Source organism: Enterobacter asburiae, from assembly GCF_008080435.1.
GTDB classification, from domain to species: Bacteria; Pseudomonadota; Gammaproteobacteria; order Enterobacterales; family Enterobacteriaceae; genus Enterobacter; species Enterobacter asburiae_C.
The window spans coordinates 235,965-249,459 of sequence record NZ_VRKN01000006.1; the positions used below are offsets into that span (position 1 = coordinate 235,965).

Sequence of the window (13,495 nt, forward strand, 5' to 3'; positions counted from 1 at the left end):
ATTATAAGTCGTCAAAGACATTTAACGCATCTGCGAGTTTCTTCACGCCAAAAACCTGCATCCCCTCCGGGATTTTTTTCGGCACGTTAGCGGCCGGTACGATCGCCCGACGGAAACCGTGTTTTGCCGCCTCGGAGATACGCTCCTGGCCGCTCGGCACCGGGCGGATTTCCCCGGCCAGGCCCACTTCGCCGAAGACCACCAGATCCTGCGGCAGCGGCCTGTCACGCAGGCTGGAAACCATCGCCAGGAGCAACGCCAGGTCTGCGCTGGTCTCAGTGACTTTGACGCCGCCGACCACGTTCACGAAGACGTCCTGATCCGCCATTTGCAGCCCGCCGTGACGGTGCAGCACCGCCAGCAGGATCGCCAGACGGTTCTGTTCCAGACCGACCGCCACGCGCCGCGGGTTGCCCATCATCGACACGTCCACCAGCGCCTGAATTTCAACGAGCAGCGGACGCGTCCCTTCCCATAACACCATCACCGAACTGCCGGAGGTGATCTCATCTCCCCGACTCAGGAAGATGGCCGACGGGTTGCTGACTTCGCGCAGCCCCTGCTCGGTCATGGCAAACACGCCCAGCTCATTCACCGCGCCAAAGCGGTTTTTATGGCTGCGCAGCGTACGGAAGCGGGAATCCGCGTCGCCGTCGAGCATCACGGAGCAGTCGATACAGTGTTCAAGCACTTTCGGCCCCGCCAGCGAGCCGTCTTTGGTCACATGGCCGACCATCACAATCGCCACGCCGCGCGTTTTGGCAAAGCGCGTCAGGTAGGCTGCGGTTTCACGCACCTGCGCGACGCTGCCCGGCGAGGACTGAATGTCCGCCATGTGCATCACCTGGATGGAGTCGATCACCATCAGCTTCGGCTGCTCTTCTTCGGCGATCATGCAGATCTGCTCGATGCTGGTTTCGGAGAGCATGTTCAGGTTGCCGGTCGGCAGGCCCAGACGGTGGGCACGCATCGCCACCTGCTGCAATGATTCTTCACCCGTGACGTACAGGGTTTTCATCTGTTCGGCGAGCTTACAGAGCGTTTGCAGCAGCAGCGTCGATTTACCGGCCCCGGGGTTACCGCCGATCAGAATGGCACTGCCGGGCACCACGCCACCACCGAGCACGCGGTCAAACTCTTTGAACCCGGTGGAGAAGCGCGGCAGTTCTTCGAGGCTGATGTCCGAGAGTTTTTGTACTTTCGACACTCCGGCATTGCCCGCGTAGCCACTCAGGCGTTCATTGCGGGCCACGCTCGGCGAAGCCGCCACACCACGCACTTCGGTGATGGTGTTCCAGGCATGACAGGCGCTGCATTGCCCCTGCCAGCGCGGATAATCCGCACCACATTCATTACAGACAAATGCGCGTTTTGGAGCTTTCGCCACGGTTTACCTCGTTATTTCTGTGCGGCCTGCGTGCCGGGTGGCGCTAACGCTTACCCGGCCTACAAAGCAGACCGTTATTTCTGATTAATGCTGCCGGAGAGAATGCAGAACACCCCCATCAGGTCGGCATGACGGATAGTGACTTCCGTCTTTTCATTTACTTTTGGCTTGGCATGGTAGGCAATGCCCAGCCCGGCCGCTTTGATCATCGGCAGGTCGTTGGCGCCATCCCCGATGGCGACGGTCTGGACGACCGGAATGTCGTATTTTTCCGCCAGACGCGTCAGTGTATTGGCTTTGTACTGGGCATCCACAATATCGCCGATTACCTGGCCGGTCAGCTTGCCATCCATAATCTCCAGTTCGTTGGCGACCACGGTGGTCAGATGCAGTTTTTCCCGCAGGTAATCCGCGAAGAAGGTGAAGCCACCCGAGGCAATCGCCACTTTCCAGCCGAGGGACTGCAGCTTCAGCACCAGCTGCGTCAGCCCTGGCATCAGCGGCAGCACGTCGCGCACCTGGCGCAGAATGTTGGCATCGGCCCCTTTCAGGGTCGCCACGCGCTGTCGCAGGCTGGCGGTGAAGTCCAGCTCGCCGCGCATCGCCCGCTCGGTAACTTCCGCAACCAGCTCGCCGCTGCCCGCCAGTTTCGCAATCTCGTCAATACACTCGATCTGAATGGCGGTAGAGTCCATATCCATCACCAGCAGGCCCGGCGTTTTCAGGTGCGGAATTTTACCCAGCGGCGCGACGTCCAGCCCGGCGTCGTGCGCCAGACGCGTTGCGCGTTGCGTCAGGGAACCCGCCAGGCGAATAACCTGGTAGTCTTCCACGCACCAGGCGGCGACGATGACCATCGCCGCACCCAGCTTGCTTTGATACTGGGTCAGGCGTTGCTTATCCAGACCGCGTCCGTAGAGGAGCCAGCCGCTACGACCGGCGTGGTAATCCAGAGGCATCACCTCATCGCCACTTAAAGAGAGCGGCAATCCTGGCCATAAAGAGACATCCGTTGGCAGGTCACACCAGGTAATGTTCGGCATTAAAGCTCCTGTAGTTTCGTTCGCGCCGGAAGGTTGCAGAGGGAAAATAACGCATGAGGCTACCCTGTAACCATCACTTCTGGCAACATTAAGCCGTAAATTTTCAGCAGGTGGAATATGGCTCGCGCAAAACTGAAATTCCGGCTTCATCGCGCCGTGATTGTCCTTTCCTGTCTCGCACTGTTAGTGGTGCTGATGCAAGGGGCATCGTGGTTTAGCCAGAACCATCAACGGCAACGCAACCCGCAGTTTGAAGAGCTGGCCCGCACGCTGGCACGCCAGGTGACGCTCAACGTCGCGCCGTCCATGCGTACCGAAACGCCGGACGATAAGCGGATAGGCCAGGTTTTACGCCTGCTCACGGAGAACAGCCGCATTCTTGATGCCGGTGTCTATGATGAGCAAGGCAACCTGATTGCCCGCGCGGGCGAACACGTCGACGTGCGCGACAGGCTGGCGCTGGACGGTAAAAAAGCCGGGGGCTATTTTAACCAGCAGATCGTCGAACCTATTCAGGGGAAGAATGGCCCACTGGGCTATCTGCGCCTGACCCTCGATACCCACACCCTGCCCACTGAAGCCAAACAGGTCGATAATACCACCAATATTCTGCGCCTGATGCTGCTGCTTTCACTCGCCATCGGCGTTGTGCTGGCACGCACCCTGCTTCGCGGCAAGCGCTCGCGCTGGCAGCAATCCCCGTTCCTGCTGACCGCCAGCCGGTCGGTCCCCGAAGACGAAGAGAGTGAGAAGAAAGAATAGTGATAAAGTGGGCGAACGATTCGGAAAAGGAATTTTACCATGACGACGTTACGCCTGCTTATCTCTGACTCTTACGATCCCTGGTTTAATCTCGCGGTAGAAGAGTGCATCTTCCGCCAGATGCCCGCTACCCAGCGCGTACTGTTTCTCTGGCGTAACGCCGATACGGTGGTGATTGGTCGCGCGCAAAATCCGTGGAAAGAGTGCAACACGCGGCGTATGGAAGAGGACAACGTCCGTCTGGCACGTCGAAGCAGCGGCGGCGGCGCGGTGTTTCACGATCTGGGCAATACCTGCTTTACCTTTATGGCGGGTAAACCGGAATACGACAAAACCATCTCTACCTCGATTGTCCTCAATGCGCTCAACTCACTTGGCGTGACTGCGGAAGCCTCCGGGCGTAACGATCTGGTGGTAAAAACCCCCGAGGGCGACCGGAAGGTCTCCGGCTCCGCCTACCGCGAAACGATGGATCGCGGCTTCCACCACGGCACCCTGTTGCTGAACGCTGATCTGAGCCGTCTGGCGAACTACCTGAATCCGGACAAGAAAAAACTGCAGGCTAAAGGGATTACCTCCGTGCGCGGACGCGTGGCAAATCTGGTGGAACTGCTGCCGGGCATTACGCACGAGCAGGTCTGCGAAGCAATCCGCGAGGCATTCTTTGCCCACTACGGCGAGCGCGTAGAAGCGGAGGTGATATCACCGGATAAAACCCCTGACCTGCCCAACTTCGCGGAAACCTTCGCCCGTCAGAGCAGTTGGGAGTGGAACTTTGGTCAGGCTCCCGCTTTTTCGCACCTACTGAACGAGCGTTTCACCTGGGGCGGCGTGGAGCTGCATTTTGACGTGGAGAAAGGCCATATCACCCGCACGCAGGTGTTTACCGATAGCCTGAACCCGGCACCGCTGGAAGCCCTCGCGGCACGTTTGCAGGGCTGTTTGTATCGGGCGGATATGCTGCAGCAGGAATGCGACGCGTTAATTGGGGATTTCCCAGAGCAGGAAAAAGAGCTGCGGGAGATGTCGGCGTGGATTGCACAGGCCGTGCGTTAGTAAAAAAGCCCGCTGGCGCTGCGCTTAGCGGGCCTACAAAACCGTAGGCCGGGTCAGGCGAAGCCGCCACCCGGCACAACAGGTCTTACTCTTTATCGCCCAGCAGAACGGATTCCAGCGCGATTTTGATCATGTCGTTGAAGGTCGTCTGACGCTCGGCAGCAGTGGTCTGCTCGTGGGTACGGATGTGGTCAGACACGGTGCAAATGGTCAGCGCTTTCGCACCAAACTCAGCCGCCACGCCATAGATACCCGCCGCTTCCATTTCAACGCCCAGGATGCCGTATTTTTCCATCACGTCGAACATTTCGCCACCGTCTGGTGCATAGAACAGGTCAGCAGAGAAGATGTTACCCACGCGCGCTTCAACGCCCAGCGCTTTTGCCGCGTCAACCGCGTCACGCACCATGCCGAAGTCTGCAATGGCAGCGAAGTCATGATCTTTGAAACGCATGCGGTTAACTTTGGAATCGGTGCAGGCACCCATGCCGATAACGATATCGCGCAGCTTAACGTCCATGCGCACCGCGCCGCAGGAGCCAACGCGGATGATTTTCTTCACGCCGAAATCGGTGATCAGCTCTTTGGTGTAAATAGAGCAGGATGGAATACCCATACCGTGGCCCATAACGGAGATTTTGCGACCTTTATAGGTACCGGTGAAGCCCAGCATGCCGCGAACGTTGTTCACTTCACGCACGTCTTCCAGGAAGGTTTCTGCAATGTGCTTCGCGCGCAGCGGATCACCCGGCATCAATACGACGTCAGCGAAATCACCCATTTCTGCATTAATGTGAGGAGTTGCCATCTTCAGTTCCTTTTAACTTGTTGTTTTTGCCGGGTGGCGGCTACGCCTTACCCGGCCTACATTCTGTTCTCCCTCTCCCTGTGGGAGAGGGTCGGGGTGAGGGCATCAGGCCGCACCCAATCCGTTTAGAACATGACCTTGCCATAGTCCATGTCAGACGTACCAAAGTATTTCGCCAGGGTCTGGCCGATATCCGCGAAGGTTTCACGGTGGCCAAGCGATCCCGGTTTTACTTTCGGGCCGTACACCAGCACCGGAATGTGCTCACGGGTATGGTCGGTACCGGTCCAGGTTGGGTCACAGCCGTGGTCCGCGGTCAGGATCAGAATGTCATCTTCACCCACCAGCTCCATCAGCTCCGGCAGACGGCGGTCGAACAGTTCCAGACCGGCCGCATAGCCTGCGACGTCGCGACGGTGGCCCCAGGAGGAGTCGAAGTCCACGAAGTTGGTGAAGACAATGGTCTTGTCGCCCGCTTCTTTCATCTCTTTGATGGTGGCATCGAACAGCGCATCCAGACCGGTGGCTTTCACTTTTTTGGTGATACCGCAGTTGGCGTAGATATCCGCGATTTTACCCACGGAAACCACGTGGCCGTCTTTCTCTTCAACCAGCTTCTGCAGCACGGTTGGCGCCGGTGGCTCAACGGCCAGGTCATGACGGTTGCCGGTACGCTGGAAGTTACCCGCTTTGTCGCCGATAAACGGACGCGCGATCACGCGGCCAATGTTGTAGCCGCCTTCGGTCAGCTCTTCGCGGGCGATTTCGCACAGCTCGTAGAGTTTATCCAGGCCGTAGGTCTCTTCGTGGCAGGCAATCTGGAACACGGAGTCAGCAGAGGTGTAGAAAATCGGCTTGCCGGTTTTCATGTGCTCTTCGCCAAGTTCATCCAGAATCACGGTACCGGAAGAGTGGCAGTTACCGAGGTAGCCCGGCAGGTTGGCACGCTTCACCAGCTTATCCAGCAGCTCCTGCGGGAAGCTGTTCTCGTGATCGGAGAAATAACCCCAGTCAAACAGCACCGGTACACCGGCGATTTCCCAATGGCCAGACGGGGTGTCTTTGCCGGAAGAGAGCTCGTGCGCCCAGGCGTAGGCACCCACGACTTCCGCGTTAGCGTCCATACCGGCTGCGATTTTACCGGTAGAGCCTTCATGCGCTTTCACCAGCCCGAGGCGGGTCAGGTTGGGTAGAGTCAGAGGGCCTTTACGACCGTTGTCCGCTTCGCCTTTCGCACAGGCTTCCGCGATGTGACCCATGGTATCAGAACCCACGTCACCAAAACGTTCTGCATCTTCGGTTGCGCCGATGCCGAATGAGTCCAGCACCATAATAAATGCACGTTTCATAATTGTTCTCCGTACGTAGTGCTTCAAAAATTATCGATCAGATCAGTATACCGCTATTCAGTGATACGGCGATAGACAGTCGGTGTGGTTTCCGGCGCTGTATCGTCAAGCGTAATGGCCGCTTTCACCGCTTTTGCCGCTTCCTGCCAGCTGGCTTCGTCTTTCGCGTGGATCACCGCCAGCGGACGTTGGCCGTCAACGCTGTCGCCCAGACGGGCCATATCGGTAAAGCCGACGCTGTAATCAATGGTGTCTGATGCCTGACGACGGCCGCCGCCCATTGAGACCACCGCCATGCCGAGCGCACGGGTGTCCATCGCCGAGACAAAGCCTTCGCTATCGGCATACACCGCTTTGCTGAGCGTCGCGGTTGGCAGGTATTTCGCGTAGTTTTCGACGAAATCGGTCGGGCCTTTTTGCGCCGCAACCATGCGGCCGAAGATCTCCGCCGCTTTACCGTTGTCCAGCACCGCCTGCAGTTTCGCACGGGCGTCGGCGTCGTCTTTCGCCAGCTTGCCGGAGATTAACATCTCAACGCACAGCGCCATGGTGACGTCGAACAGACGCGGGTTACGGTATTCGCCTGTGAGGAACTGCACGGCTTCACGCACTTCAACCGCGTTACCGGCGCTGGAGGCCAACACCTGGTTCATGTCGGTGAGCAGTGCGGTGGTGCGCACGCCTGCGCCGTTGGAGACGCCAACGATCGCTTCGGCCAGCGCTGCAGAAAGTTCGTAGGTCGGCATAAACGCGCCGCTCCCCACCTTCACGTCCATCACCAGCGCGTCCAGCCCTTCCGCCAGTTTTTTCGCCAGAATAGAGGCGGTGATCAGGGGAATGGAGTCAACGGTCGCGGTGATATCGCGGGTCGCGTAGAAACGCTTGTCTGCCGGAGCAAGAGAGCTGGTCTGGCCGATAATTGCCACACCAACGTCTTTAATAATGTCGCGGAAGCGGTTGTCATCCGGGAAGATATCGAAGCCCGGAATGGCTTCCAGTTTGTCGAGCGTACCGCCGGTGTGGCCCAGGCCGCGTCCGGAGATCATCGGGATGTAACCGCCACAGGCTGCCACCATCGGGCCGAGCATCAGAGACGTCACGTCACCCACGCCGCCGGTGGAGTGTTTATCCACAATCGGACCGTTTAAATTAAGGCTCTTCCAGTCCAGAACGGTTCCTGAATCTCGCATCGCCATGGTCAGCGACACGCGCTCAGGCATCGACATATCGTGGAAGAAAATGGTCATCGCCAGAGCCGCAATCTGCCCTTCTGAGACGGTGTTATCACGAATGCCGTTGATAAAGAAGCGGATCTCTTCGTCGCTTAATGCATGACCATCACGTTTTTTACGAATAATTTCTTGTGCGAGAAACACGGTAACCTCCATGCGGAATCGGGGGAATTGTGGCGGGTGGCGCTACGCTTACCCGCCCTACGATCCTGTAGGCCGGATAAGCAAAGCGTCATCCGGCATTGTCTGGCAATCAGTAGCTGCTTGCGCTCTTACCGTCGCCGTGACCCAGCGCCTTCAGCAGGCTGGCCAGCAGGCTGGATGCACCGAAGCGGTAGTGACGGGAATCGGCCCAGTCTGCGCCGAACAGCTCGTCGGCAATCGCCAGGAACTGCTGCGCGTCTTCGGCGGTACGCACGCCGCCCGCGGGTTTGAAACCAACGGTTTTGGATACGCCCATGTCGCGGATCACTTCCATCATGATGCGCGCGCTTTCCGGAGTGGCGTTAACCGGCACTTTACCGGTAGAGGTTTTGATGAAGTCTGCACCGGCTTTGATGGAGATTTCAGATGCTTTACGAATCAGCGCCTCTTCTTTCAGCTCGCCAGTTTCGATGATCACTTTCAGCAGCACGTTTGCCGCAGCACAGGCGTCTTTACAGGCTTTCACCAGGTCAAAACCGACCTGCTCGTTGCCAGCGATCAGCGCGCGGTACGGGAACACCACGTCAACTTCGTCTGCGCCGTAAGCAATCGCCGCGCGGGTTTCTGCCAGCGCAATCTCGATATCATCGTTGCCATGCGGGAAGTTAGTTACGGTTGCAATGCGCACGTCCGGCGTGCCCTGCTCTTTCAGCGTTTTACGGGCAATCGGGATAAAGCGCGGGTAGATACAGATGGCTGCGGTGTTACCCACCGGCGTTTTCGCCTGATGGCACAGGGCGATGACTTTTTCATTGGTGTCGTCATCGTTCAGGGTGGTCAGGTCCATCAGTTTCAACGCGCGCAGGCTGCTTGCAGTTAAATCGGTCATAACATTCTCCAACGGCAGTGCCGTATAAATTTTACCTTGCGGGTCTGTGAGTATTCTAACATTCACCCGCATCCACACTTCGACATTCATCACAGTTAATGAAAACTGCGTACAAATTTGCATTACTGTAATGAGATCTTCTTCAAACTTTAGCGCGTAAATTGTCGACTAAAGCAGCGATACCCCCTGTCGGATCAAAAGCCCCGACAGGCTGGCTTCCTACAATCCGTGCATCATCCGCAGAACACTCAAGGAAGCGAATATGCCCCACTCCAGCCCCGACGCCCTGCAACAACGTTGCCAGCACATTGTGACAAGCCCGGTGTTAACCCCGGAACAAAAACGTCATTTTCTGGCGCTGGAAGCGGAAAACAACCTGCCTTATCCGGCACTTCCTGAGGCCGCGCGAGCCGCACTGGACGAGGGATTTATCTGCGACATGTTCGAAGGCCATGCCCCTTACAAACCGCGCTACGTTCTGCCGGATTATGAAAAATTCCTGGCTAACGGTTCAGAATGGCTGGAGCTGGAAGGGGCGAAAGACTTTGATGACGCCCTCTCGCTGTTAACCATCCTTTATCACCATGTTCCGTCCGTCACATCAATGCCCGTCTATCTGGGCCAGCTGGATGCAATACTGAACCCTTATGTTAGAATTCTAACACAAGAAGAGATCGATAGCCGAATAAAACGTTTCTGGCGCTATCTCGACAGAACCCTGCCGGATGCCTTTATGCACGCCAATATCGGCCCGGCGGATACGCCCGTCACACGCGCCATTCTGCGCGCTGATGCAGAGCTGAAGCAGGTTTCGCCGAATCTGACCTTTATCTACGATCCAGATATCACCCCAGACGATTTGCTGCTTGAGGTGGCGAAAAACATATGTGAATGCAGTAAACCGCATGTTTCCAATGGTCCGGTGAATGATAAAATTTTCACAAAAGGTCGTTATGGCGTGGTGAGTTGTTACAACTCCCTGCCGCTTGCAGGCGGTGGCAGCACCCTGGTGCGCCTTAACCTCAAAACCATTGCTGAACGCAGCACATCCATTGACGACTTCTTTACCCGCACGCTCCCGCACTACTGCCAGCAGCAAATTGCCATCATCGATGCGCGCTGTGATTTTCTGTATCAACAATCTGGCTTCTTTGAGAATAGCTTCCTGGTAAAAGAGGGACTGATTGATGCCGATCGGTTTGTGCCAATGTTTGGCATGTACGGTCTGGCGGAGGCGGTAAACGCGCTCTGTGAGAAAGCAGGAATAGCGGGACGCTACGGAAAGGATGAACAGGCCAACGCGCTGGGTTATCGCATCAGCGAACAGCTTGCGGCGTTTGTCGAAAACACGCCGGTGAAACACGGCTGGCAGCATCACGCGATGCTTCACGCGCAGTCGGGGATCAGCTCCGACTCGGGCACCACGCCGGGCGCACGTCTGCCCTACGGCGACGAGCCGGATCCCATCAGCCATCTGCTGGCCGTGGCCCCTCATCACAAGCACTACTCTTCCGGGATAAGCGATATCCTGACGCTGGATGAGACGGTAAAACGCAACCCGCAGGCGGTGGTTCAGCTTTGCCTGGGCGCGTTCAGGGCGGGTATGCGTGAATTTACCGCCAACGTAGCGGGTAACGATCTGGTCCGCGTGACCGGTTATATGGTGCGACTATCGGATCTGGATAAATACCGTGAAGCCGGATCGCGTACCAATACCACGTGGCTGGGGGAAGAGGCCGCACGCAATACCCGTATTCTGGAACGTCAGCCGCGCGTGATTAGCCATGAACAGCAGATGCGCTTTAGTTAGTCAGGTGATTCCTTTTTCCTGCGTGGACGGGCCGGGCAGCCGCCTGGCCCTGTTCCTGCAGGGCTGCAACCTGCGCTGTAAAACCTGCCACAACCCGTGGACGATTGGCCGTTGCAACGACTGCGGGGACTGTGTGCCCCACTGCCCGCACGACGCGCTGACCATTCAGGCCGGACGCGTCTGGTGGCAGGAGAGTGACTGCCAGCAGTGCGACACCTGTCTGCACCTGTGCCAGCAGCAGGCAACGCCCATGGCGCACCGCTTCAGCGTGGAAGAGATCCTCACCCAGGTCCGCAAATCCGCACCCTTTATCGAAGGGATCACCGTGAGCGGCGGTGAAGCCACAACGCAATTGCCGTTTTTAGTGACGCTATTCACAGCGATCAAAGCCGATCCTGCCCTGCGTCACCTGACCTGTCTGGTAGACAGCAACGGTCTGTTAAGCGAAACCGGCTGGCAAAAGCTGCTGCCGGTACTGGATGGCGCGATGCTGGATCTGAAGGCGTGGGGGAACGAGCATCACCGCTTCCTGACCGGACGCGAGAACCCGCAGATCAAGCAGAGCATCCGCTGGCTGGCAGATCGTCACCGCTTGACGGAGCTCCGCCTGCTGGTTATTCCGGAGCAGTGTGATTATCTGGAACATCTCAAACCGCTAACGACCTTTATCCACGGCCTTGGGAATGTGCCGGTGCGCATCAACGCGTTTCATGCGCATGGCGTTTACGGTGAGGCAGCATCATGGCGCAGCGCCACGCCCGAGGACGTTGAACCGCTGGCGCGGGCGCTGGAAAAACAGAAGATAACGGTGATCCGTCCGGCGCTTTACCTATAGCGTGATGCCAAATACCGAACGGGTATTCTCAAGCAGCGCGTCGGCAATCACCTCTTCAGGCTCCTTTCGCAGTTCACACAGGGTGGTAAACACGCGCGCCGCCTGTTCCGGGCGATTCGGCCGCCCCTGAAAACCATTCAGCGGCATATCCGGCGCGTCGGTTTCCAGCAGGAACGCCGACAGCGGCAGCTGTGCCATCACGTCCCGGGTTTTACTGGCACGCGGATAGGTGATGGTGCCACCGACGCCGATTTTATAGCCCAGTTCAATAAAACGCTGCGCCTGCTGCAGGCTGCCGGAGAAACCATGCACGACGCCTTTTCGCGGCAGATCGATGCGTTTCAGGTGCATCGCCAGCTTATCGTGCGTGCGTCTTGAGTGGAGGATCACCGGCAGATCGTGGCGCTTCGCCAGCCTGAGCTGCGCGTCGAGGATCGTCTGCTGGCGCTCAAACTGCGGATCCTCGCGATAAAGATCGAGGCCGATCTCACCGATGGCGACAAGTTTGTCTCCTGCGGTCTGCACTACCTCATCAAGCCTCTCAATATGCTCATCAAGATGCCGCTCAATCACAATCGGATGCAGGCCAAGCGCGGCATAGAGCGCGGGGTGCCGCATAGAAAGATCCAGCACGCGGGAAAAATAAGCCGCTTCCACTGACGGCACAATGATGGCCTGAACGCCTGCTTCGGCCGCTTTCACAATGCTTTGCTCTTCATCCCCCGTAAACGGCGGAAAATCAAAGTGGCAGTGGGTATCGACAAAGCGGTGCGTCACGCCAGATCCTCGTTATCCAGTAAAGCGTCATTCGCCTGCGGAATATCCACCAGCGGCATCGTCAGGGCGTCGTTGGCGACAATCGCAGGCGGCATAATAATGCGTTTATGCCGATGAAGCGGCGGTTGCTCCGCCAGCATTTTCCCTACCGTCGCCAGGAAGTAACGCCCGCACAGCCGCCCCGTTTTGTAATCCATGCGCAGCGCAGGGACGCGGCTGCCCAGGGCCATGCTCAGCAGCGGCTTAGGCGGATAGATTTCAAAAATACGCAGCTTACCCGGCGGTTTTTCAATGAAGCGCTGCATCGCGCCGTAGGTGGTTTCATGCTGCTTCGCGATGTTCACCAGCGGCTGCAGGCTGCTGTCGCCCAACCAGCGCTCCATCCGTTTAAACCACTGTGGCGTGTAATACATTTGCGACGGTACGGTACGGATCACCACAATGGTTTTCGCCCCGCGCCGGGCGGCTTCCTGCACCGGCACCGCGTCACTGATCCCCCCGTCCAGATAACTAATGCCATCCAGCAGGGCGCCGGTACGATAAAAACCGGGGATCGCGCTGGAGGCGCGGATGATGTCCAGCCAGTTCTCCTTCTGAGGAGAAAAATAGCCCGGCGAATAATCATCACCCCGGCTGGCGCACATCCAGAATTCTTTGCCGCTATCAAACAGACGGGCGGCGGTATCCATGGCCAGCGGCATCTGGCTGGAGGTCGACTCCAGCAGCCAGTCGAGATCGATCAGGTTGCCGCCGCGCACAAAGCGCACCGGGTTAAAAAATTCTTTCGCCGTGGTGTAGCGCATAATGACCTTTCGCGCGTAGCCAGGCTGGTTACAGACATAGGCAGAGAGGTTCTGCGCCCCGGCAGACGTGCCGAAGTAAAGGTCAAACGGGTTGAACTGCGCGCGCATAAATTCATCCAGCACGCCGGCGGTGAAAATGCCGCGCTGTCCTCCACCTTCGCAGACCAGCGCGAGTTGACCTGCGCGAAACGGCTTTAACGTCAGCGGCGCAATATTGCCGAGCGTAACGGGAATTCGTTGCCCCACCTCTGCTTTCCTGTTTTGATTATTTTATAACACCACAGTAACGCACCCGACCTGTTACGCAAATAAGAAAAAGCCAGTCACAGTGACTGGCTTTTTTTTGTTGAAGGAATATTGCATTTGCTACGGACGTCGACGCCCCGTAAACAGGCTGACCAGGAACAGAATAATACCCACAACGAAGACAATTTTAGCTGCCCATGCCGCTGTACCTGCCAGTCCACCAAAGCCCAATGCGGCGGCAATTAACGCGATAACCAGAAATATAATGCCCCAACGAAACATAAGCTTCTCCTTTACCATAGTTAATGTCGGCCGCTAAATGTGAGCGCTCAGGTCACTCACCGGCGTTTTTCC

At 57.5% G+C, this 13,495-nt stretch carries 13 protein-coding genes; 4 read left to right on the forward strand and 9 right to left on the reverse strand.

All coding sequences use genetic code 11. The features are described 5' to 3' along the window. Position 1: 1 nt before the first annotated feature. On the reverse strand, positions 2-1,387 hold the full coding sequence (gene radA, locus FU672_RS14140; RefSeq protein ID WP_126816009.1) for a DNA repair protein RadA: 1,386 nt from the start codon (positions 1,385-1,387) through the stop codon (positions 2-4). A gap of 74 nt (positions 1,388-1,461) precedes the next feature. Next, complete coding sequence (gene serB / locus FU672_RS14145; protein ID WP_148243694.1) at positions 1,462-2,430, reverse strand: phosphoserine phosphatase; 969 nt, start codon at positions 2,428-2,430, stop codon at positions 1,462-1,464. A gap of 117 nt (positions 2,431-2,547) precedes the next feature. On the opposite strand from serB, the gene FU672_RS14150 reads away from it, so the two are divergent. Together FU672_RS14150 and lplA are read left to right on the forward strand one after the other, a co-directional pair. Continuing rightward, positions 2,548-3,192, forward strand: coding sequence for a YtjB family periplasmic protein (locus FU672_RS14150; protein WP_032643995.1), 645 nt, complete (start codon positions 2,548-2,550; stop codon positions 3,190-3,192). A 39-nt stretch (positions 3,193-3,231) separates the two neighbouring features. Next, on the forward strand, positions 3,232-4,248 hold the full coding sequence (gene lplA, locus FU672_RS14155) for a lipoate--protein ligase (protein ID WP_148243695.1): 1,017 nt from the start codon (positions 3,232-3,234) through the stop codon (positions 4,246-4,248). A gap of 85 nt (positions 4,249-4,333) precedes the next feature. On the opposite strand, the gene deoD is transcribed toward lplA, so the two are convergent. The 4 genes from deoD to deoC all read right to left on the reverse strand — a co-directional run bounded on the left by deoD (position 4,334) and on the right by deoC (position 8,670). After that, positions 4,334-5,056: a purine-nucleoside phosphorylase gene (deoD, locus tag FU672_RS14160; protein ID WP_010427122.1), complete on the reverse strand. Its 723-nt coding sequence runs from the start codon at positions 5,054-5,056 to the stop codon at positions 4,334-4,336. A gap of 125 nt (positions 5,057-5,181) precedes the next feature. After that, positions 5,182-6,405 carry a phosphopentomutase gene (deoB, locus tag FU672_RS14165; protein ID WP_148243696.1) on the reverse strand — a complete coding sequence of 408 codons (1,224 nt, stop codon included), beginning with the start codon at positions 6,403-6,405 and terminating at the stop codon, positions 5,182-5,184. A gap of 53 nt (positions 6,406-6,458) precedes the next feature. Beyond that, on the reverse strand, positions 6,459-7,781 hold the full coding sequence (gene deoA, locus FU672_RS14170; RefSeq protein WP_148243697.1) for a thymidine phosphorylase: 1,323 nt from the start codon (positions 7,779-7,781) through the stop codon (positions 6,459-6,461). Positions 7,782-7,890: 109 nt separating this feature from the next. Further along, a complete protein-coding gene (deoC, locus tag FU672_RS14175) occupies positions 7,891-8,670 on the reverse strand; it encodes a deoxyribose-phosphate aldolase (RefSeq protein ID WP_023310320.1) in 780 nt (259 codons plus the stop codon). 262 nt (positions 8,671-8,932) lie between these two features. Between deoC and FU672_RS14180 the strand changes: the two genes are divergently transcribed. Then, positions 8,933-10,480: a YjjI family glycine radical enzyme gene (locus FU672_RS14180; protein ID WP_148243698.1), complete on the forward strand. Its 1,548-nt coding sequence runs from the start codon at positions 8,933-8,935 to the stop codon at positions 10,478-10,480. Next, positions 10,455-11,315 carry a YjjW family glycine radical enzyme activase gene (locus FU672_RS14185; protein ID WP_148243699.1) on the forward strand — a complete coding sequence of 287 codons (861 nt, stop codon included), beginning with the start codon at positions 10,455-10,457 and terminating at the stop codon, positions 11,313-11,315. The genes FU672_RS14180 and FU672_RS14185 overlap by 26 nt, the downstream gene beginning before the upstream one ends. Here FU672_RS14185 and FU672_RS14190 read toward each other — a convergent pair. The 3 genes from FU672_RS14190 to FU672_RS14200 form a co-directional block, all read right to left on the reverse strand. Then, a complete protein-coding gene (locus FU672_RS14190) occupies positions 11,310-12,092 on the reverse strand; it encodes a TatD family hydrolase (protein WP_148243700.1) in 783 nt (260 codons plus the stop codon). The genes FU672_RS14185 and FU672_RS14190 overlap by 6 nt on opposite strands. Then, a complete protein-coding gene (locus FU672_RS14195) occupies positions 12,089-13,141 on the reverse strand; it encodes a patatin-like phospholipase family protein (RefSeq protein WP_134349587.1) in 1,053 nt (350 codons plus the stop codon). The genes FU672_RS14190 and FU672_RS14195 overlap by 4 nt, the downstream gene beginning before the upstream one ends. A 120-nt stretch (positions 13,142-13,261) precedes the next feature. Further along, positions 13,262-13,423 carry a DUF1328 domain-containing protein gene (locus FU672_RS14200; protein WP_003856556.1) on the reverse strand — a complete coding sequence of 54 codons (162 nt, stop codon included), beginning with the start codon at positions 13,421-13,423 and terminating at the stop codon, positions 13,262-13,264. Between the last annotated feature and the right edge of the window lie 72 nt (positions 13,424-13,495).

Coding starts and splice junctions, on each gene's coding strand:
- serB (WP_148243694.1), bottom strand. CDS start 2,430: ATGCCGAACATTACCTGGTGTGACCTGCCAACGGATGTCTCTTTATGG.
- FU672_RS14150 (WP_032643995.1), top strand. CDS start 2,548: ATGGCTCGCGCAAAACTGAAATTCCGGCTTCATCGCGCCGTGATTGTC.
- lplA (WP_148243695.1), top strand. CDS start 3,232: ATGACGACGTTACGCCTGCTTATCTCTGACTCTTACGATCCCTGGTTT.
- deoD (WP_010427122.1), bottom strand. CDS start 5,056: ATGGCAACTCCTCACATTAATGCAGAAATGGGTGATTTCGCTGACGTC.
- deoB (WP_148243696.1), bottom strand. CDS start 6,405: ATGAAACGTGCATTTATTATGGTGCTGGACTCATTCGGCATCGGCGCA.
- deoC (WP_023310320.1), bottom strand. CDS start 8,670: ATGACCGATTTAACTGCAAGCAGCCTGCGCGCGTTGAAACTGATGGAC.
- FU672_RS14180 (WP_148243698.1), top strand. CDS start 8,933: ATGCCCCACTCCAGCCCCGACGCCCTGCAACAACGTTGCCAGCACATT.
- FU672_RS14185 (WP_148243699.1), top strand. CDS start 10,455: ATGAACAGCAGATGCGCTTTAGTTAGTCAGGTGATTCCTTTTTCCTGC.
- FU672_RS14200 (WP_003856556.1), bottom strand. CDS start 13,423: ATGTTTCGTTGGGGCATTATATTTCTGGTTATCGCGTTAATTGCCGCC.